This is a genomic window from Yersinia sp. FDAARGOS_228 (genome assembly GCF_002073315.2).
In the GTDB taxonomy this organism is placed as follows: domain Bacteria; phylum Pseudomonadota; class Gammaproteobacteria; order Enterobacterales; family Enterobacteriaceae; genus Yersinia; species Yersinia intermedia.
In genome coordinates, this window is the sequence record NZ_CP020409.2 from 1,337,248 (window position 1) to 1,357,907 (window position 20,660).

Below are 20,660 nucleotides of genomic sequence, written 5' to 3' on the forward strand. Positions count from 1 at the left end.
TGATTTGGCGGCGGGAGAAAGGGTATGAATACATCCCGCCAACGTCCGGCATTATTGCACCCATAACTGAATAGCGATATCACGATGCTTATTCACCACTGACTTTACTCTTTATACATCGTCACCCTACTGGCCCTCAGTCTATTTAGACTGGGGGCCTTTTATTTGGAGAAAACACTGATGACCCGTTTAGCGTCCCGTTTTGGTCGGGTGAATTCTGTTCGCCGCGACCGTCCGTTAACCCGCGAAGAACTGATGCATTACGTGCCGAGCGTCTTCGGTGAGGATAAACATGCATCCCGAAGTGAAAAATATACCTTTATTCCCACCATCACCTTGCTGGAAAACCTGCAGAACGAAGGGTTTGAGCCGTTCTTTGCCTGCCAGACCCGGGTACGGGACCCCGAGAAACGTGATTATACTAAGCACATGCTACGCTTACGACGCGTCACTCAGATAGCCGGTCAGCAGGTGCCTGAAATTATTATGTTAAACAGCCACGATGGCAGCAGTAGCCACCAATTAATTCCCGGCATGTTTCGTGCAGTCTGTGCGAATGGGTTAATCTGTGGTGAGTCTTTTGGCGATATTCGTGTGCCACACCTGGGCGATATATCGGAACAAGTCATTGAAGGGGCTTACGAAGTACTGGGGATATTTGATCGAATAGAAGAAAGCCGCGAAAGCATGCTGGCATTAACACTGACACCGGAACATCAGCATGCGCTGGCGCACGCGGCATTGACCTACCGTTACGGCGAAGAACATCATCCGGTCACCGCCAGCCAACTGCTGACCCCACGTCGCTGGGAGGACAAGAAAGACGATTCGTGGACGGTTTTTCAACGTTTGCAAGAAAATTTAACTAAAGGGGGCCTGTCCGGCATCAGTGCCAAAGGCAAACGCACCCAGACCCGGGCAGTGAATGGCATCGATGGCGACATCAAACTCAACCGCGCTTTGTGGGTGATGGCTGAGCGATTACAGCAGGCCATGACCTGATGTTTTGTCTGCCTGCTGGGGCCCGTCTGGTTGACTGTTATCCCGTGGCATTAGACAACGAACCCGGTTGCCGTTCGATATCGGATGATGATTTATGCGCCTGGTGCGGCCATCTGTATTACCGCCCCGGTGAGAGTAGCTTGTGCCGGTTGATTACCGAAAAAAATGACTGGCCTGCCTGTTTTGACGCTGATGGCTACGCACAATCCTGTCCCCAACGGCAACTGATTTTCACCGCTTCCCAGCCAGCACACGACGGATAATTAATCGTATCTAAACACACTCCCCCGGTAAGTACTCACTCACTTTTATCCCCCCCACAAACAGGCTCCCCGGTTTTCCGGTGGGGCCTGTTTTGTTATTAACCGATGATGACACAAGGAGTTGCCCCATGAACCAACACCGCAAGACCGAAACAAACGGACTCACCGCCACCCGGGTTTCTGATGCGCAGCGTATCCATTTCTGGCCAAAGTACTTTGGTCAGGTGCCTAAATGGGCGTTGATTGAACCACGGATTTTTTGGTGGCTGGACCGGTTGTGTGCTGACTATCAGGGCGATTTCTGGGACTTCTACACGCTCAGTAACGGCGGGGCATTTATGGTGCCGGGCACGGAGCAAGACTATGTGCTGTTTAACGCGCTCAATGGCAATGGTGCCACCGTCAGTCGTGAAGCCGCGGGTATCACCGCCTGCCTGATGACCTACAGCCACTGTGCCTGCAGCACCGAGAGCGAGACCATGACCGAACACTTCTACTGGCTACGGGAATACGCCTTACAACACCCTGAAAGCCGCGCCATTTTCTCCCTGATTGACTGAGCAACAAGGACCTCTCACCATGAAAATAACGTTATCTCCAACAGTGGCGGAAATGTCACCCACAGCCCAACGGACCATCAAGCGCGCCTTAACCCTGCTGGAACAACAACTGCGTGAACCCGGTGCTGCGTTTACCTCAACCACGACCGTCCGTGACTGGCTACGCTTGCAAAAGAGCACGTTGGCGCGTGAAGAGTTCACGGTGCTCTTTCTGGATAACCAGAACCGCCTGATCGCGTACGAAACCCTCTTCAAAGGGACGATCAATAGTACCGAGGTTCATCCCCGTGAAGTGGTTAAAGCGGCGTTGAGGCATAACTCGGCGGCCGTACTGCTGGCGCACAATCATCCCTCCGGTCACGCTGAACCCAGTCAGGCAGACCGGCAGATCACCGACAGGCTGGTCAGTGCATTGGGACTGGTTGATGTGAAAGTACTGGATCACCTGGTTGTTGGCGGCCTGGATATTGTGTCATTTGCTGAACGCGACTGGTTACCGGGATGACCGCCACAAAAACAGGAGAAATGTAATGACAACCTTATTCCACACGTTGATGGCCCGCACGGGGCAACGGCTGCTGCAACAGTCCCATTATCCTGATGACCTGGAATGGCGTTGGTCGCTCGGCTATTGTCAGGGCGATGGCTGCGCCTGCTTTGGTACCCTCGATAATACGGCACTGCAACAGTTATTACCTGCATTGTCTGAGCGCCAGTCGCTGAGCATCGAGACCCGGCAGGGATTGGCGTTCGTACTGTCGCAGTCTCCGATAGCGGTATCGCTGACTCTTCAGGACGGACTGCGTTATACCCATGCGGGATGCATTCAGATTGAAATCCTCGATTTTCCCGACGCAGAGGAGGCGCTGTATCAGCCGTTTTATCAGGCTTTACGTCAAGACCTCGTCTCATTGTGCTCGGAGGCTGAACGTCAGGGGTATCGACTGCTTGACGCTACATTGCCCCCCTACGACAGCGACATGCTGTTTGAGCGACGGACACGGCATTTTGCGTTACGGGCCATCGCCGAAGCCAGTGATGATGAGTTGGATGATTCAGAAAACGCGTCATTGTGGGATGACACGCTGGACCGGTTGCTGCACCACGGTGCCCGTTTACTCACTGTCCGGGTCGAACTGGTGTGCCTGACCACGGGCAACACTCTGGCGCAGGACTGGCAATCCGCCGTATTGATTGCCAACCATCAACCGGTACGCCAGTGGTTTGACCGTGAGTACCTGCCCGAACTGATGCAGTCAGCCCGTGAAACCATTCATCAACAACGTCTGGCCTACCAGACTATCCGAACAGCGGCATAAAGGAGAACCCACCATGCCCAACCCACCCGAGCCTTACCCGATATTCTGCGGCTTACAATGCAGTACCGCACACATCACCGAGAACGACAATGCGCTGCTGTACCGGATATCCCATTGTCAGGTGGCATTCAGCGATGGCGAATGGTTACTCTACACGGGCACCGGTTACCTGATGAGATTAGAAGCCTGGACCCACCAGGTATTGCGGCTCAAACAGTTGGGCTGCTCCAAAGCTTGCCGCCGTCTGGTCACCACATTAATGAAACACCATGGGCTAACCTTCCTGCATATTGATGCTCTGGGCGATGTGTTGCCCGGTTTTGCCACGTTTGACTGGTGATACCACAGCTCGTCTCCTGACGTAATCCCGCATTATCCACATTGAGAACATCCCCATGAAACCACGTCCCACCCCACCGGGCGCATTGACCGTGCCTGTTATTTATCAGCAACTGCTCGCTTTCCTGCTGGAGCATTACTACGGCCTGAGCCTCAACGATACGCCTTATCACGATGAACAGGTGATTGCGCAACAGATTGAGCGGGAGATTTCAGTGGGTGATACCGTCAATGCTCTGGTTGAAAAATATGCTCTGGTGCGTATCGGCCGTGCCGGGTTCAGTGCATTGGCGCAAGACACCACGCTGAGCAAGGGAGATATCGCCCGAGCACGCCAGGCTGCGGGGCTGTGGCGAGCACATTTTCCGCCCACCTTGCTCTACCCAACCGAGTCCCTCAACCCTATTCAACCACAGAGAAAAATTTAGCATGGATAACAACATTACCACCGCCCCGGCATGGGGCCTGCAATGTGATATTACACCACGGTTGGGAGCCCGATTGGTTCAGGAGGGAACGCATCTGCATTTTCTGAGCGACAGAGCCCACATTGTCGGCACCTTTTCCCTTGAAGCCACTCAGGCTCTTGATGCAGCGTTTCCCGCGCTGATAACCAAACTGGAATCGCAACTGCTGTCCGGTGCGCTGGATCCACGCCGTCAGCAAGGCATTACGGTTCGGCATGGAGAATGGGTCTGTGACGCGGATACGCTGGGCAGTCACGGTTATGTCTATATCTCGGTATATCAGAAACTGGCTTGAACAGCAGACACTGGCACCTGAAACATCCTTCTTCCTCGACGCCAACAACAATAGTTGGCGTTTTGCTTTTATGGAGTTCCTACGATGTCTACTTCACTTAGCGCAGTTATCGACGAGCCACAGGTTCTAACCGGCCACACCGATGTGATTTGCTCCACCAGCATTGAACGTATCATCACCATGCGTAACACCGCGCTGGTGCAGATTGACGTGCTTATCCACCAGCTTGAGGATATTTCAGCCATCACCAGCAGCATCGGCGGTGGAATTGCAAAGGACTGGGCCATGCGGCAAGACTTCCGTACTGGCTGCTGGTTCATGGAGAAAGCAGAAACAGCCATGAAAGTGATTACCTGCAATCTCGATCGCGGTATATGGCGAGACCTGATGAAAAAATCAGGGATGCTGAGCCTGATGGATGCCCAAGCCCGTGACCAGTGGTACAGAAACCTTGAGGGGGATAATATTCCTGCCATTAGCGAGGAAAGTATTTACAGCACATTTGAGCAGTTGCACCGTGATAAGGACAACGTATTTGAGCGAGGGGTGATTAATGTGTTCAAGTCGCTATCATGGGATTACAAGAGCAACCATCCTTGTAAGTTTGGCAAGAAAATTATCGTCAACAATTTGGTGAGTTACACCCAATGGGGATTTACCCTGAACCACAGCTACCGGCGGGATCAACTGGCGGATCTTGAACGGATGTTGTTCCTGCTCGAGGGCAAGGCGATCCCGGACAACCGGGGAGATGTGACAACTCGGCTGTATGAACATATGAGTGCCAATCGGCAAATGACGAAAGTTTATGAAGACGATTACTTTTCGATAAAATATTTTATGAAGGGCTCAGCGCATCTGACATTTAGGAAACCTGGGTTGATGGACAAGATGAACGATATCATCGCTAAACATTACCCAAGCGTATTGGCAGAACGGGTATAGGGCAGCAGTGCATGTTAGGTTGTATTAGCTGTGCCTTTATCTAACGGTGCCCTCTGGTAGGGCACTATTAAATCTGACCGTCGGATAAGTGCCAGGAGCGGATATTTCACACTTCTGCTTATGTGGTCAAAATCGGTATACCACTACTCTTTATAGAATTTATATCAATAGTTAAGATAAAATGAAGGTTAATTGGAGTTTCATTCGGTTATATAGACCCACCGTTCAATTAATGATGGACTCAGAAATTATCACTGCCAGGGTTCATGTAAACAATACAGGTAAGGGAATATCAGATGCCATCTCAATACACATTCAATGACCTGCTCGGGCTGTTTGTTTTTTCACGCAAATATCACTTTCTCCACAATGATCTGGACTGCCTGATCATTGCATGGGCTGAAGATCAAATCACCGAAGGAAATGATTCGGAGACTCTTTTAATTCTCGCTTCACTGGGGCTTGATAAGCAACCTGAACGGACCGAGGTTGAATTATATATGTCACGGTACATGGCAGAGCAGCGGATAGATCTGCCACCGCTAAAAACAGCAGCATTGGTCTGGATCAAGCTATTTATGAGTCAACTTTCCCAGTGCGCGTCCATCCATGATGCAGAACAGAAAATGTATTTTCTGGTGTGTCATTGGCTTGAACCTGACGTAAAGATTTTCGCGGCGGTGGTCGATACCCTGAAATCGCTTTACTGGCATCTCTTTGATGAATGGGAGGGACCTGGCACAAGCGAAGCAGTAAGGATGGAGGAGTCAGAATTCTTTGAGCTGATTAATCGTGCGATGCTGCCCTATTCCCGTAAAATTGAGAACCCAGATTGGCTGGATCTGCTTGTTCGGTAATTTTTACCAGCATCCTGAAAGGTGCCTTTCCTGTGTGCATAATTCCATCTGATTTGAATTCCTTTTCGCATTCTACTTGAGTATATCCAGCAAAAACATCATCGTTCACCCTAGGAACCTAGACACAAAAGTTAACCTAACTGAGTAGCCGCTCTGTGCCAAGAGCGGACGTTATGAACCTATACGCGAAGAGTAGCTGCATGATGAATATTCCTACAAGTTTGTCGCGCTAAAAGCTGGTGGTGTTTGTCAGATGTATGACGGAGCATGTAAGTAAATCAACCACCAGCATAATGCTGGTGGGATAATAGAAGTGTCACAACGCACCATTACACAAATTATCATTAGCCATAATAGCGCGAAAAATTGCTCTATTTGAGGGGAACTCTTTTTCAGACGTTATATTGCGTCGGCAATATTCCTGTACCGCATCGCTTCCACCAATTTCCCAAAACATTTCAATAGCAATTTTGATAGCCATAGCCATCTGGGAAGCATGCAAGGTAAAAGCCTTACGAAGATTAAACATTTTAAAGTGATTAATGGCACGTTCGCGGTCAACATCAGGCCAGTTTTGAGGAGGATCGGCATAAAAATCAAATACTAAAATCCCTTGAATACTTTCAACAGTAGCGCATATCCAGTCTTCGTCGTAAAATTTAGCATCTTCATTGTAAGGATAAAGAGTTTGCTCATTTTTATTTGTAAATATTTTATCCAATTTCCCAGTATTGCAATCTCTACATGCCGGAACTAAATTTTTTGGATTTACTGAATGCAATGGGTAACGTGCTTTAGGAAGATAATGGTCTAACGTTGAAACATCTCTTATTCCACAAAGAGGGCACCTACCACCGGCTGACGCTCTTAGAATGTCATATATTTTTCTTGCTTGGCTACCTTTTTTTAGCATATGAATTTCGTAAAGGACTTTCAGTTCTGATTTTTTCACATCAGCTATAATTATTTGCTTTATATTTTTTGGTTGACATGGTGTAAGCAAATGCAGATCCTTAGTCCCGCTCCGTGAGTTAAAATCAACCCATTCTGTTGCCACGTCGACTGATATATTAGTCATGCGGTTGATGTAATCTGCATACTTAGCATTAACAGATAATATACACGTTGAAAAAGGATCATTGCATTTAATATCAGGATAACTTAGTCTACGCATTTTGACCTCCCTGCTCGTCATGATGTTTATCCCTTAACATCAACATAGCCATTAAAATAGCCTTACCTTCGCGACCTATACTACCCCCAAACTCTCCTAATATTTCGTCAAAGGAATATCCTTCATTGACTTTTTCCTGAAATAGCCTATGAAATCCTGAACGTTCCATTTCCAATTTAAATACTTCTTTAGTGATTACACCTACGTTTTCCGCAAAAGTCTCTATTGATGGTCTTGCATAATGTGTTGCATCGCCAAAACGTGTCAAAACCCAGCAACATCTTTGCGGGATCTCTTGCACCACCACTGGAGAATGAGTAGCCATAATTGCTACACCATTCCGCTTATGCAACAATTCACTTAAAGAACGAAGGAATGCTGATAAAAGGGGCGGATGCAAATGGCCTTCTGGCTCATCAAACAAAATAAGAGTTTTATCTTGAAGAACTTCAACTAAGCGGCTGATTGTCATAAATACAACTGCATGCCCTGAACTCATTTTTTGCAAACGTTCAATACATGCATCAACCCTCTCGCTCTCTTCAAAATCGGTTAGTTCTGTTAAATTCAGATCTTCAAAATTTGTATCAGACTCCAAATTTCTTATGGCTTTTTTCCACAGTTCCTTTTTTGAATCGTCAGAACAACATCTATTTACTGAATCAGCGTACTTTTTATGAAGCTCTGCCATTGGTAACAGATCGTTTAGATCGTCTGTATTATATGGTTTTTTAAGTCCAATGTAATAGTAACAAGTACCCATCATTGGGTCATCTTGTTCCATCATTGGCCGAAACGGGTCGAATGCACTAAATGAAACAGATATAACTGTACTAAAATAATCCGATCCGATTACGTTTCCGTAAAGGTTACGAAATGAAGCTGATTGAGGCTTCGTCTTCCCAACTAGCGAAGAGACCATTTCATTAAGCAAGGTCGTTTTCCCCAACCCGTTCCTACCTATCAAAGCATGTATATTATTAGAAGGTAATCGAGTAGGGTTAACATTAAATTCTAATTGTAGATCTGAAAATTCATGATTTTCACGAACAAAAGTGAAATCAAACTCTACCAAAGCTTTATCACCATCTATAATCCTTGCAAATTGACCTTGAATCGTATTTATATTGATATCTCTCAATAAAGACACTTGGAAAACGTCTTGTTCTTTAGCAACAATCATTGCCGCATTACTGACAACTACACAGTTAAGTGCTTTTAAAATTTCTTTACAGCGTTGCTCTCCAATTTCATAGAGTTTTTCATAAAACTCCGGGGTTTCTGCAAGACTAAAAAATTCGTTGCCAATTTGGGTGAATTTTTTCTCAATTTTATCATAGGTACTTATTGAAAAATCCTGACCTGCAAATCCTATTTTTATATGACCAATATCAAGAAGTCTCTTTTCTTGCGTGTTATACACGAAAAGTTTAAACAAGGTTCTGTATGAATAATCGTTCCATGTTTGATGAACCAGATAAACTCTATTTGGACTAGGTGATGAAGGCCAAGCTTTGGACGGTAACACTGTAAATTCAATCATCCTTAAAATCCTTCTTTAATAAAAAACAGTCATGTATGGTATTTACTAAAATTTGTAGTTAGTTTTTAACTACTCAATTTCATGTTTTAATCCTCTTACTCCCAATAGCATAATGTTTTTGGGAGGAACCTTATTCTGCGAACCACCCGTCTGCCATAACTTCATCAATCGATGAAAGGGGTAGGAAAACGGCCTGAATCACGTAACATGTCAGATTCTATTTTAGCTTTTAAATGTTTTCATCTTCCTACACCATTGGTACCGAGCACCAGCTAGGGTAAACTGCGCAGCGACAGTGGTAGCTATTGCTCATCTGAGAACGAAACAACATCATCGATAATTGACTAATTTATGTGTAATTAACAGTTGTGGAGTTGGATAAGGCTAAGTGCTTGACTCCCATACTGTCAATCACATCGTTTGTCTTTTGAGTGTTCATTACGATGACAGTGCCTTAATCCAGAAATTTATGTCCGCTCCTCGCTCATAGCCGACCGGTACAGTTCTGGCAGGCAGCTTGGCTGCCAAATAGCGGACGTTTTTAGGCTGACAATAAAATTATAAACTAGGGTACTGTATGAGGCAGTGGCTAGATATCGTAACGCTTCGTGTGACTTGATAAAGGGAGTAAGACTAATGGATTCTTTTTTCTCATCGATAGCTAACTGCCATGTTCGCTGGCAAGATTTGCCGGGAAGTGGCGCGCCGATGATTTTTGTTCATGGATTAGGGTGTGCTTCTTCTTACGAATATCCAAGAGTTGTCACAGAACCATCGTTTGAAGGGAGAAAGGCAATTCTGATTGATTTACCTGGTTGCGGATATAGCCAAAAGCCACAGAATTATGGTTACTCGATTACCGACCAGGCGAGGGTAGTAGTTGAGCTGGTAAAACATCTAGGTTTAAAGCAATGTTTTTTGTATGGGCATAGCATGGGAGGCAGCATCAGCATCGAGGTGGCTGAGCTTCTAGGGGAACGTTTGCTGGGGCTGGTAGTATCTGAGCCAAACTTTCATCCCGGTGGCGGTTTTTTCAGCAAGAAAATATGTAGCTACAGAGAAGATGAATTTGTTGACATTATCTGGCAGCAAATGGTGAAGGAAGAAACTAGCCCATGGGCTGGTAGCCTTGCAGTAGATGCTCCTTGGGCGGTGTGGCGCGGTGCTGCCAACCTAATTGTTGGTAATAATTGGCTCGAGCGTTTTGTTCAACTGCCAATTACAAAGCAGCTTATCTTCGGTGAATACTCTTTGCCAGATGATGATTTTTCCAATCTAACTTCCTCCGGAGTTTCAACGTGCATACTGCCAGGCTGCGGACACTCAATGTCGTGGGAAAATCCCAGAGCACTTGCCGAAGCATTATCCAACTTTTGCCGATAATTTATACCATGTTCAATTGTAAGTTGCTGTATAGAATCTCGAAAGTAAGTATCCTGCAACTTAAAGTATATTTTGTATGGTTAGCCATTACTAAAACGATTGACTTGAATTTTAGTTCTAAGAACTTTTTGAGATCAGTCCGTAGTTCTTACCCTTAGAATATCGAATTAAGAACACAGTCCTATTTCTGCTTTTCGCTCATAGCGGACGGTGGTCAAGGTTGTTGGCAATTGGGGGCTAATGATAAAAGCTTTTTGGCCTGCCTAAACCTTGCTTTGATAGCCATATTGATGTTGTACTGATATGGCTTTGTACCCGCTGGCAATGTCTGATTTTTGTACGGATTTTCGTATGTGGGTACAAGTGCGGGTACAAATATCTTTAACCTGAAATAAATTACATTGATATCAGTTTGTTAATTTTGATTGGCGAGTCCGGCCTTCGCACCATTAGTATGTAAATAGACCTCAACTGAGGTCTTTTTTTATGTCTAAAATCCAGTCCCCGCAAGGCTCTTCTCGCTTTTTTACTCAACATAAGTCAACCTGATTCAATCTACATCAACTTACTGATGTGGTTACAATTGTGGGCATATCCCGGTTCGATAATGTTTGTACCCACGCAGAACCCTTGAAAGGATACTCAACATGGCTCTGAGTGATGTGAAGGTTCGTACAGCCAAGTCTGAAGCAAAAGTAGTGGCACACTGAATTTGGCCACCTGAATAGAGGTGATATCATCACCTCATAGTCAAAACAGGTGACATTATGACCAGACGTAACAGACGCAATTTTAGCGAAGCCAGCACAGCGATAACGAATTACATCACGGGATATTACAGCCAGCTCAGACCTCATCAATATAATGGTAATATAATGGTGGTTTGATGCCGAACGAATCAGAACGATTGTTCTGGAAAAGCTCTAACGCGGTGGCCAGTTTTAGTTGACCACTACAAACCCCAACGACCATTAGCCTTTAATTTCAGTCTGTTAATACATTTCTGATGAGTATTACTGACAACAGAACAGCAAAACTTACCCGCTCAACTATCACTAAAACAGTACCAGAAATCATATGAAATTTTAGATGGGATTTCGTGTAGGATTATTCCTACATAAAGTTCTCTTGTGATCCTATATATAAAATATGCGACATGATGTTTAATAGCGCCATCAATTTTGTAACTTAGATGTACCTATGGTGTTATAAATATATCTCTTGTGATCTATTCCAGACAAGCTGGATCTCGCAATATTTCTTGCCGTGATGGAAATAAAGTAAGTGTTTTCTTTATAAGTAAAAGTCATTAAATCAATCATATTACCTCTTGGGTTTTTGGTGTTAGTCGCAACGAGCCTTAATATGACTGTTTTTATCTCTTATCAATAGATATTCACTCGAAAATTTCAATCACAACAACTATTTCACCATTTTTATGGCGGACTTCCCGTGTTTGATATATGGAGCAATGCCGCTGAATTCAGAAATAATAATATAAATAAGCGACTTTTGTTATTTGATATTATTGACTTATAGAGTGTAAATAAATAAGTATGAGCCTGCATCGTGTAACATCTCCACCTCAAACCAAACAGTTAAATAAAACTCGAATTGCAAAATCAGTCGTCTGGGCAAATATTGTCATCCAGACAGCATTTCCTTTGAGTATTGCTTTTACCCCTGCAGTCATGGCAGCTGAGACCGTTGATGTCTCGAGTTCACAGGCTGAACAAACTACGGCTAATGCAGCAACGCGTTTGGCGTCGGTATTGGCAGATGGTGACTCAGCCAAACAAGCGAGCTCCATTGCACGCGGCACTGCCACCAGTGCAGGTAATGAAGCCGTACAAAAGTGGCTTAACCAGTTTGGTAGTGCGAAAGTACAACTTAATCTGGATGAGAAACTGAGCCTTAAAGGCAGCCAATTAGATGTGTTGCTGCCACTGACCGACAGCCCGGATTTACTGACTTTTACTCAGTTGGGCGGTCGCTACATTGATGACCGTGTGACATTGAACTTTGGTCTGGGCCAACGTCATTTCTTTGCGCAGCAAATGCTGGGCTATAACCTATTTGTCGATCATGATGCCAGCTATAGCCATACCCGTATTGGCGTCGGTGCTGAATATGGTCGTGATTATATTAATCTGGCCGCCAACGGTTACTTTGGTGTGAGTGGTTGGAAAAACTCACCAGATCTTGATAAATATGATGAAAAAGTCGCGAACGGCTTTGATATACGTAGTGAAGCTTATTTACCAGCATTGCCACAATTGGGTGGTAAGTTGGTTTACGAACAATATTTTGGTGATGAAGTTGGCTTGTTTGGCGTAGATAATCGCCAGAAAAACCCACTTGCAGTCACTATGGGCGTGAATTATACCCCAATTCCTTTATTCACTGTTGGCGTCGACCATAAGATGGGACGTGCAGGAATGAATGACACCCGTTTGAACCTTGGATTTAACTATGCATTCGGCACCCCGCTGGCGCACCAGCTCGATCCTAACACGGTAGCCATTAAGCGTAGCCTGATTGGCAGCCGCTATAATCTGGTCGATCGTAATAATCAGATCGTGATGAAATACCGTAAGCAGAATATGGTTACCCTCGAGTTACCAGCACGTGTTAGCGGTTCAGCAAGACAAACCATGCCATTAGTGGCAAATGCTACGGCGCAGCAAGGTCTGGATCGTATTGAGTGGGAAACCAGTGCATTGACGCTGGCTGGCGGGAAAATGACCGGTAGCGCCAATAATTGGCAAGTAACATTACCAAGCTATCTACCGGGTGGTCAGGGAAATAACACTTATCGTATCAGTGCCATCGCTTACGATACGCAAGGTAATGCTTCTCCGGTCGCTTATAGCGATATTGTCGTAGATGACAGTGGTGTGAACACCAAGACCTCTAGCATGGTCGCTTCACCAGCCACTCTGCCAGCAAATGCCGTCGCAAGCAGCGTTATTGAACTTAATATCAAGGACAATAACAACCAACCGATTACGGGTATTGTTGATGAACTGACATTCTCACTTGAATTGGCAGAATTGCCTGACGCAAAACGCGCCAGAGTTGCACGTGCAGCACCATTGCCAAGTGTCGAACATTCGATAACTCAAATTAGCGAGTCGGCTCCGGGTGTTTATCAAGCCACGCTTACCGCAGGCAGCAAACCACAACTGATTAATATTAGCGCCCAGATTAATGGTGTGCCGCTAAATGATGTGAAAACGAAAGTGAGCATGGTCGCTGATGAAGCAAGTGCGACAATACAAGACAATAGCCTGCAAGTTGTGACCAATGGCAGCTTAGCTAATGATGTTGCGGCGAACCAAGTGAAAGCGGTAGTGGTTGATGCCTATGGCAATAAATTGTCCGGGGTAACAGTCAATTTCACCGTTGATGCAGACGCTAACATTGTTGCGACAACAACCAGTGATAACCAAGGGGTAGCAACGGCAACGATCACCAGTACTAAGGCTGCTAGCTATACCGTTAAAGCCGAACTCAATGGTGAGACACAACAGGTTGATATGAACTTTATCGCCGATGTTGGCAGTGCCACGCTGAGTGGTAGCGCTGAACATAAATTGCAGCTAGTGACTGACGGCCAACCTGCCGATGGTAGCAGCGCCAACAGTGTAAAACTGACCGTTGTAGATAAGTTCGGTAACACCGTGCCTAATATCAGCGTCGCTTTCAGTACAGTAAGCGATGCTACAATCAGTGAATTCACCGCAACCGACGACAACGGTGTAGCCACAGCGAAAATCACTAGCACCAAAGCGGGCAATTATACCGTGACAGCAAACCTTAATGGCGCGGAGCAACAGGTGGAAGTGAACTTTATCCCTGATGCGACTACCGCAACCATTACCGCGGATGATTTTACTGTGGAAGTCAATAATCAAACTGCGGGCAGCGGCACCAACAGGGTACAAGCTATCGTGCTGGATAAGCAGGGAAATCCAGTCCCTAACATGACGGTGACTTTCAGCGCGACCAATGGTGTCACAGTAAAAACAGCGTCAGTTCAAACGGGTGTTGATGGGAAAGCCATTACTGACCTTACTATGACGAATGTCGGCGGCACCATCAGTACAATAACAGCCGCGATGACTAACACGGCGGGTGTCAGCAGCTCTCATGATAAAGACGTTACGTTCTATCCTGATTTCTCTAAAGCATCACTGAATACACCAGTCAATGCTTATAGCGGTTTCAGTGTAAGTGATGGTTTCCCAACCAAAGGGTTTAAAAACGCCAACTTCCAGATAGCGCCGCACGGCAATGTTGCCAGCAACAGCAACTATGAGTGGGCGAGTAGCGATGCAAACGTGAGTGTAAGCAGTTCAGGTTTGGTTAATCTTGATAATGACACCACTGGAACAGTTACCATTACTGCTGCATGGAAACTAGACAAGAGCAAAGTATTCACTTATCAGTTTAAATTAGACTCTTGGGTTGGCCACTTTAACGCATCTACAGTGACTTGGGCTGCTGCTAATAGCGCCTGTATTGCTCAAGGGATGAGATTGCCTGGAAATAATGAAGTATCTACTGGAGTGGCAGCACGTGGTATTGGTACTTTCTTTGGTGAATGGGGAAATCTGAATAGTTATCCTGACTTCCCAACAGCAACAATTATGTGGACGTCAACCGAGGGTTATGATTTCCATCCAAACACTGGGGAAGTGCATTCGGTAGGTAACTCCGCCGTGGCTTATATGTGTGTCAGATAAAATAATCAGTCCATTAACCTAACCCCCATTTAACGTTAGGTGACCGTTAATCGGAATGATTAAAATGAAGGCCAGAGGGTAACTCCCCTGGCTTTTTTTGTTATATGCAACCGTGCCTCTCAGTTTGTATCCCACCATCGCAAGCTAATGGCCTTTGTGCAGTCGGCGAGACAACTCACTGATTCGGAGAGGTACATCGTCTGCCCAATTTCACTTTCTGCATATAGAGCACAATTTCAGTTTTTGTTTGCCTGACTCATCATTATCCCTTACCTTTTTGGCTGATTGCCAAAGTGATATTGGCAAAGGGATGAATAAGGGATGAATAAGGGATGATATGGCAACAGGATATTGGATAGTCAAAGGTGATAAGACAAGCTGTGGCGGAATAGTGCATGAGGGGATACCAGATAGACAGTTTGCAGGTCATCCAATCGAAGTGAATGGGAGTAAAGTCTCGTGCGGCATACACCCCGGTAGCTATAGCGTGGGGGAGGACATCCGGGCGAGATAGTGTATGGGCATTACGTTGCCAGCACGCTATATAGCCGTTCGACGTGTTCATGCAAAGCAATTTTTATTCCGTCACAGACGTGGGCATCTCATGGCCCTTATCAGGAAGTACAACCAAGAACCGTCTCTTCTAACACAGTGCTAGATTCAACTGTCACTGAACCACAACAGTTCGCCCAGTCAGCCAACAAAGCCAGTTTATCCCCTATCTCACCGGTGAAAAACCACCTTCTGAGTTTGTGCCGGATTATCCGGTGTTACGTAATACCCACGCTCTGCTGGGTGATGCCTTACGCACGATGTTGGCACGAACCAATCAAGATGTGATGCTACTGACACTCTCGGAAAGTTTGGAAGTGCTCCAATCATGGGGCTGGAAAGACACGAAAACAGCTTGGGTGGAAATGTAGTGGTCAACAAAAATTGGCCACGGCTTTAGAGCTTTTCCAGAACAATCGTTCTGATTCATTGGGCGTCAAACCCCCGTTATATTGATGAGGTCTGAGCTGGCTGTAATATCCCGTGATGTAATTCGTTATCGCTGTGCTGGCTTCGCTAAAATTAGCGTATCCATTATCCTGCACCCATTCTGTTTTCAGACTTCTAAAAAAACGTTCCATCGGGCTGTTATCCCAGCAATTCCCCCGGCGACTCAGGCTTTGCTTTATCTGATATCTCCACCGTAACTAACTGAAATTCCTGCTGGTATAGTGACTGAGTGATACAGTAAATTAGCGGGTTTTCCTCGCGCTTCCCAGGCCATGGACAGGGCTTTCGCTGTCAGTGCAGCGTCCAGTCATAATGTCACCTGTTTTGACTATGAGGTGATGATATCACCTCTATTCAGGTGGCCAAATTCACTATGCCACTACAATCCAACGTCCTAACCATCAAACCCAAAAACAAGAAAATGCCTACAAGCCATTACGGTTAGTCCTGTATTATTTTATCTGTATTTATAGTGTAATATACGCCATAAATTACATGGAAAACATATTTTCAATAATGCCTTGCCGGTAAGGGGTAATAATTTATTGGAACTATTTAAATTTATTTTTATATGGTTTGAGTAGAAAAATTTCCTTTTGAAAAAAGATTGTTTTCCCACTGATTTATGACAGTAAAAACTAAGTTATAGCTGTATTAGGTATAACAGCATGTAATTATCATCTCTTGTTAAGAATTTATCTTAACTTATCGTAAGTATATCGATTAATATAATAAGGTTATTAATATGAAACGTAATCTATTCACTTTCTCTGCACTGGCTTTAGTTATTTCTGCTGCATCTTCATCAGTATTTGCTGCTGATGTCGGTAGTGGCATTATTGAATTCAACGGAGTTGTCAATACTGGCGCATGTACTATTGCTCCATCATCAGTGAATAAGCAAGTGGATCTGGGCTCTATTTCAGCAGCCTCACTCCAGACTGCGGGTTCTCAAGGCCCAGTTTCTGATTTTGTGCTAGAACTGACTAACTGCATCATGGATCCAACCGCCAGCGGCACCGATTTCTCTAAAGTATCTGTTACCTTTACTGGCCAGATGGACGCTGCAGGCAATCTGTGGGCAAATACCGGTACAGCAAACAATATGGGCGTCTTGTTCCAGGACCCTAATGGTAAAAATCTGACAAGCGGTAGTACAGTTGAGCAGAGCCTGAGAGAGGGCAGCAATACTATCAACCTGTCTGCGCGTATGGCTTCATTGGGTAATGCCACTGCGGGTACTGTTAAATCAACAGTCGCTTACGTATTAGATTATCAATAATATGGCACTAAAAGACATTCTTATTATAAATGGCACTATTCATTCTTGATTGCCATTTATTGAGAATGCCTCATGATGAACATTTAAAATATTGTGTAGGTCATTAACCTGCACAGTATTTCAATGGCCCATCAATAAGATTTATTCACCCTTTTATTTTATAAAGATATAGGGGTAAATCAATTTTCCATTTTGAATGCATAATATCGAATAAATCACCACCCATTTGGAATGATACCTCCGTGAACATGAAAAAAAATATAATTACTCAGTTGTTATCACTTTCTCTATTTTATTCATATTTTTCTTATGCACAAGAAGTGCAATTTAACGAACAAGCTCTTTCCATTTTAGGTATATCTGATATTGATTTAAATGCTTTTGAAAAAAGTGAGCAATCCGACGGTAGCTATTTTGTCGGCGTTTCGGTCAATGGCCGGAAAGTCAATTTCTTCGATAAAATAATGTTTGCAAAAAAAGACGAAAAAATACAGGCCTGTCTCCCAGAAACTCTGATCAAAGTTATTGGGTTAAAAGAAGAATTTGTCAAAAAAATCCCCATGTGGAACCAGGATGAGTGTTTTGATCTGGGGGCTCAAGATGAACATATTAAGGTCAATTTTGATGATGAAAAGCAAGAGCTTCTCCTTTCTATCCCACAAGTCTACTTTCTGTACAATGATGACAACTGGGTGCCTCCTCAACAGCGCGATAATGGGGTGAATGCACTAATATTTGATTACAGCATCATAGATAGTTATATCAATGGGCGAAATTCAGCGAGTCAAAATACCCTGAGTTCCCATGGGACGGTCGGTGCCAATGTTGGCTCCTGGCGTTTGCGTAACAACTATCAGTATCAAAACAATTTTGACAGCAAAAACAAACGCAACGATTTACAGTGGGTTCAGACGTATGCATTTACTGACCTTCCCGACCTGGCGTCCAAATTATTTGTGGGTAAACATTACACATCAAGTAATATTTTTGACTCGGTGCGTTTTAAAGGGGTTAGCGCGTTTAGTGATGAAAATATGCTGCCGGCTCTTTTAAGGGGCTATGCACCGAATGTGACCGGAACCGCAACCAGCAATGCGACGGTGACTATTTCTCAAAATGGCCGGATGCTCAGCCAGGTGAAAGTGCCACCAGGCCCTTTTTCGATTGATAATTTGAGTTCATCGCTCTCCGGTACACTTGATGTGAACGTAACCGAAGAAAATGGTTCTGTTCGTCAATTCCAGGTGGTAACAACCAGTGCCCCCTTCCTGACGCGCCCGGGGTCGGTACGCTATAAAGTCAATGCCGGTAAGCTAGATCCCTTAGACTACCAGGACGTCGATTCTGGTTTTTTATCTAGCGAATTGTCATTTGGCTTGCTGAATAACCTTTCGGCTTATGCTGGGTTGTTTTCTACTACCAGCAGTGAGTATCAATCCTATAGCCTGGGGTTGGGTGCCAATATGGCCAATTGGGGCGCACTTTCTTTCGATGTGACCCAATCTCTTAGCGATATAGCGGGACTAGACAAGCAGCAAGGGGAAAGTTACAGAATGAGCTATGCAAAAAGATTCTCTAACTCTAGCCGACTAAACCTGACGGGCTATCAGTTTTCCAATGAAGGTTTCATGTCCGTTAATAACTACATAGCAACCAAGAGTATGTTGTCGAATACGCCCTATCGGCAGAAGAACCTTTTTTCAACCTCGTTTAGCCAGCAACTTTCTGATTGGAATGCTGAGGTTGGGCTGAATTACTCACGTGAAACCTACTGGAATAGCACCCAAAGTAACGATAACCTGAGCCTGTCTTTTAACAAAACGCTTAACAACGCATGGCTGAAAGAAACGGTATTAACTGTTTCTGTTAGTCAAAATACATCTTCAGAAGGGGGTAATTTCAAACAGGCCTATGCCTCTTTGAGTATCCCGTTTGGTGGTAATTCGAATTCCCGAATTCAGTATTTTGGTTCTTACGACGGACAGAGCAAAAACCAAAATAATAATATTAACTATTATACCCGCAGAGGCGATAACAGCATTAATCTGGGGGTATCAAATACCAATCTTTATGATAATGCCAGTATGAATGCGTCGGTGTCTCGTGATACGCCTTATTCCAATATGCAGGTGAGCGGGTCCTATGGTCAGCATAGCCACTCTTTGAGTGGGGTACTGGACGGTTCGTTAACGGTGACCCAACAAGGCCCCGTTTTTCATAGAAAGGTATATCAAAACCAGGCTCGTATGATTATCGATGCTGATAAGGCAAAAAATGTGTCTGTTAATGAGAATGAATCCATTACTAACCATTTTGGTCTGGCGGGGATAAGTAATGTGCCTACGTATTACAGAAGTACTCAATATCTTGATTTAAACAATATGCCGGAAAACGTCAGTATTGAAGATAACGTGATTCAATCAACCTTAACGGCCGGCGCTGTTGGTTATGCCAAAATCAATGCGGTTATTGGTGAAAAAGCGCTGCTAACCATCACGTTGGCAGATGGGACCACACCGCCTTTTGGTGCTATTGTTTATGATAAAGAGAACAATAAACAGCTGGGTATCATTGCAGAACGCGGGCAAACCTACCTAACGGGTATCAGAAATAAACAAGTCATGTCTATTAATTGGAATGGTAATCAATCTTGCCAGATAGCCATTAATACCTCTGATGTCCAGACGCTGAAGCAATTAACCTGCTCTAAGGAATCAACATGATTAAAAGAATCACTTTTATTTTCAGTGCAATGATACTGCTAAGCACCCATGTGCAAGCTTCTCTTACGGTTGATCGTACGCGTGTCATCTATGATATGGAAAAGCCAGGGGTTAGTGTGGTGGTTGAAAATACCGATACCAAAGATCCCTTTTTGTTACAGACCTGGATAGAGTCCAGTCAGGGTGAAAAAATAACCGAGCCACTGGTTGCATTGCCCTTATTACAGCGGATTGAACCCGGTCAGAAAAAACAGATAAGGATCAACTCGGTAAACCAAACGGCACAGTTACCACAGGACAGGGAGACACTATTCTATTTTAATGTTCTAGGTATCCCCCCCAAGAGCCGCTTAGAAAATGTGGTAGAAGTCGTGATCCAGTCACGGTTTAAACTGTTTTATCGACCAAAAGGTTTAGTTAAATACCCAGACTATGATTGGCAGAAAAAACTCACGCTAGCACGCGAAGGCAACTCCCTCGTGTTAACTAATCCGACGCCTTATCATGTGGTCATTATTAATATTAATGACAGTATGCAGAAGGTAAAAGATTTCCCGGAAATCATTATCAAGCCCCTGAGCAATGTGCGCTATCCGTTGACTGCGCAGCAAAAGACCGCTTCTGAAATGGTGCTCACCTATATGGATGATTACGGCACGCCGAATGTGTTGAAATACCAATGTAGTGGAATGACGTGTTCATTAAAATCTCAACCGTAAGTAACGGGTCAGTCATCCCGCTTGCCACAAGGAGTAAGA

General features: G+C 44.8%; 18 protein-coding genes and 3 pseudogenes. 18 read left to right on the forward strand and 3 right to left on the reverse strand.

Annotated elements, in window-relative coordinates:
- Positions 1-180: 180 nt before the first annotated feature.
- The 10 genes from A6J67_RS06120 to A6J67_RS06165 all read left to right on the forward strand — a co-directional run bounded on the left by A6J67_RS06120 (position 181) and on the right by A6J67_RS06165 (position 6,047).
- On the forward strand, positions 181-1,002 hold the full coding sequence (locus A6J67_RS06120; RefSeq protein WP_080608083.1) for a DUF932 domain-containing protein: 822 nt from the start codon (positions 181-183) through the stop codon (positions 1,000-1,002).
- Positions 1,002-1,265, forward strand: coding sequence for a hypothetical protein (locus A6J67_RS06125; RefSeq protein ID WP_080608084.1), 264 nt, complete (start codon positions 1,002-1,004; stop codon positions 1,263-1,265). The genes A6J67_RS06120 and A6J67_RS06125 overlap by 1 nt, the downstream gene beginning before the upstream one ends.
- 128 nt (positions 1,266-1,393) lie before the next feature.
- Positions 1,394-1,825: an antirestriction protein gene (locus A6J67_RS06130; RefSeq protein WP_080608085.1), complete on the forward strand. Its 432-nt coding sequence runs from the start codon at positions 1,394-1,396 to the stop codon at positions 1,823-1,825.
- A gap of 19 nt (positions 1,826-1,844) precedes the next feature.
- Positions 1,845-2,330, forward strand: coding sequence for a RadC family protein (gene radC / locus A6J67_RS06135; protein ID WP_080608086.1), 486 nt, complete (start codon positions 1,845-1,847; stop codon positions 2,328-2,330).
- Between the two features lie 25 nt (positions 2,331-2,355).
- A complete protein-coding gene (locus A6J67_RS06140; RefSeq protein ID WP_080608087.1) occupies positions 2,356-3,144 on the forward strand; it encodes a hypothetical protein in 789 nt (262 codons plus the stop codon).
- A 13-nt stretch (positions 3,145-3,157) separates the two neighbouring features.
- Complete coding sequence (locus A6J67_RS06145; protein WP_080608088.1) at positions 3,158-3,484, forward strand: DUF5983 family protein; 327 nt, start codon at positions 3,158-3,160, stop codon at positions 3,482-3,484.
- A gap of 55 nt (positions 3,485-3,539) precedes the next feature.
- A complete protein-coding gene (locus A6J67_RS06150; protein WP_080608089.1) occupies positions 3,540-3,911 on the forward strand; it encodes a TA system toxin CbtA family protein in 372 nt (123 codons plus the stop codon).
- Position 3,912: 1 nt separating this feature from the next.
- Complete coding sequence (locus A6J67_RS06155) at positions 3,913-4,245, forward strand: type IV toxin-antitoxin system YeeU family antitoxin (RefSeq protein ID WP_080608090.1); 333 nt, start codon at positions 3,913-3,915, stop codon at positions 4,243-4,245.
- An 84-nt stretch (positions 4,246-4,329) separates the two neighbouring features.
- Entirely contained in the window at positions 4,330-5,190 is an 861-nt protein-coding gene (locus tag A6J67_RS06160) for a DUF4942 domain-containing protein (RefSeq protein ID WP_080608091.1), read from the forward strand.
- 296 nt (positions 5,191-5,486) lie between these two features.
- Positions 5,487-6,047, forward strand: a complete 561-nt coding sequence (locus tag A6J67_RS06165) for a hypothetical protein (protein ID WP_050536341.1) — start codon at positions 5,487-5,489, stop codon at positions 6,045-6,047.
- Positions 6,048-6,363: 316 nt separating this feature from the next.
- Here the strand turns inward: A6J67_RS06165 and A6J67_RS06170 are convergent, their stop codons facing one another.
- Together A6J67_RS06170 and A6J67_RS06175 are read right to left on the reverse strand one after the other, a co-directional pair.
- On the reverse strand, positions 6,364-7,221 hold the full coding sequence (locus A6J67_RS06170) for an HNH endonuclease (RefSeq protein WP_080608092.1): 858 nt from the start codon (positions 7,219-7,221) through the stop codon (positions 6,364-6,366).
- Positions 7,214-8,764, reverse strand: coding sequence for an AAA family ATPase (locus A6J67_RS06175; RefSeq protein WP_080608093.1), 1,551 nt, complete (start codon positions 8,762-8,764; stop codon positions 7,214-7,216). The genes A6J67_RS06170 and A6J67_RS06175 overlap by 8 nt, the downstream gene beginning before the upstream one ends.
- Positions 8,765-9,400: 636 nt before the next feature.
- On the opposite strand from A6J67_RS06175, the gene A6J67_RS06180 reads away from it, so the two are divergent.
- The 5 genes and pseudogenes from A6J67_RS06180 to A6J67_RS23415 all read left to right on the forward strand — a co-directional run bounded on the left by A6J67_RS06180 (position 9,401) and on the right by A6J67_RS23415 (position 15,818).
- The gene (locus A6J67_RS06180) at positions 9,401-10,147 is read left to right on the forward strand and encodes an alpha/beta fold hydrolase (RefSeq protein WP_049563450.1); all 747 of its coding nucleotides are present in this window, start codon (positions 9,401-9,403) and stop codon (positions 10,145-10,147) included.
- 788 nt (positions 10,148-10,935) lie between these two features.
- Positions 10,936-11,096 (forward strand): annotated as a pseudogene (locus tag A6J67_RS06195) (IS3 family transposase); the annotation flags it as partial.
- A gap of 742 nt (positions 11,097-11,838) precedes the next feature.
- Positions 11,839-14,895: an inverse autotransporter beta domain-containing protein gene (locus A6J67_RS06200; protein ID WP_042570041.1), complete on the forward strand. Its 3,057-nt coding sequence runs from the start codon at positions 11,839-11,841 to the stop codon at positions 14,893-14,895.
- 337 nt (positions 14,896-15,232) lie between these two features.
- Positions 15,233-15,615: pseudogene (locus A6J67_RS06205) on the forward strand (PAAR domain-containing protein); the annotation flags it as partial.
- Positions 15,616-15,662: 47 nt separating this feature from the next.
- Positions 15,663-15,818: a hypothetical protein gene (locus tag A6J67_RS23415; protein WP_172668572.1), complete on the forward strand. Its 156-nt coding sequence runs from the start codon at positions 15,663-15,665 to the stop codon at positions 15,816-15,818.
- Between the two features lie 3 nt (positions 15,819-15,821).
- Here A6J67_RS23415 and A6J67_RS06210 read toward each other — a convergent pair.
- A pseudogene (locus A6J67_RS06210) lies at positions 15,822-16,201 on the reverse strand (integrase core domain-containing protein); the annotation flags it as partial.
- Between the two features lie 441 nt (positions 16,202-16,642).
- Here A6J67_RS06210 and A6J67_RS06215 point away from each other — a divergent pair.
- The 3 genes from A6J67_RS06215 to A6J67_RS06225 all read left to right on the forward strand — a co-directional run bounded on the left by A6J67_RS06215 (position 16,643) and on the right by A6J67_RS06225 (position 20,621).
- On the forward strand, positions 16,643-17,179 hold the full coding sequence (locus A6J67_RS06215) for a fimbrial protein (protein WP_042568642.1): 537 nt from the start codon (positions 16,643-16,645) through the stop codon (positions 17,177-17,179).
- A gap of 248 nt (positions 17,180-17,427) precedes the next feature.
- A complete protein-coding gene (locus tag A6J67_RS06220; protein ID WP_042568641.1) occupies positions 17,428-19,902 on the forward strand; it encodes a fimbria/pilus outer membrane usher protein in 2,475 nt (824 codons plus the stop codon).
- Positions 19,899-20,621 carry a molecular chaperone gene (locus A6J67_RS06225; protein ID WP_042568640.1) on the forward strand — a complete coding sequence of 241 codons (723 nt, stop codon included), beginning with the start codon at positions 19,899-19,901 and terminating at the stop codon, positions 20,619-20,621. The genes A6J67_RS06220 and A6J67_RS06225 overlap by 4 nt, the downstream gene beginning before the upstream one ends.
- Positions 20,622-20,660 lie beyond the last annotated feature (39 nt).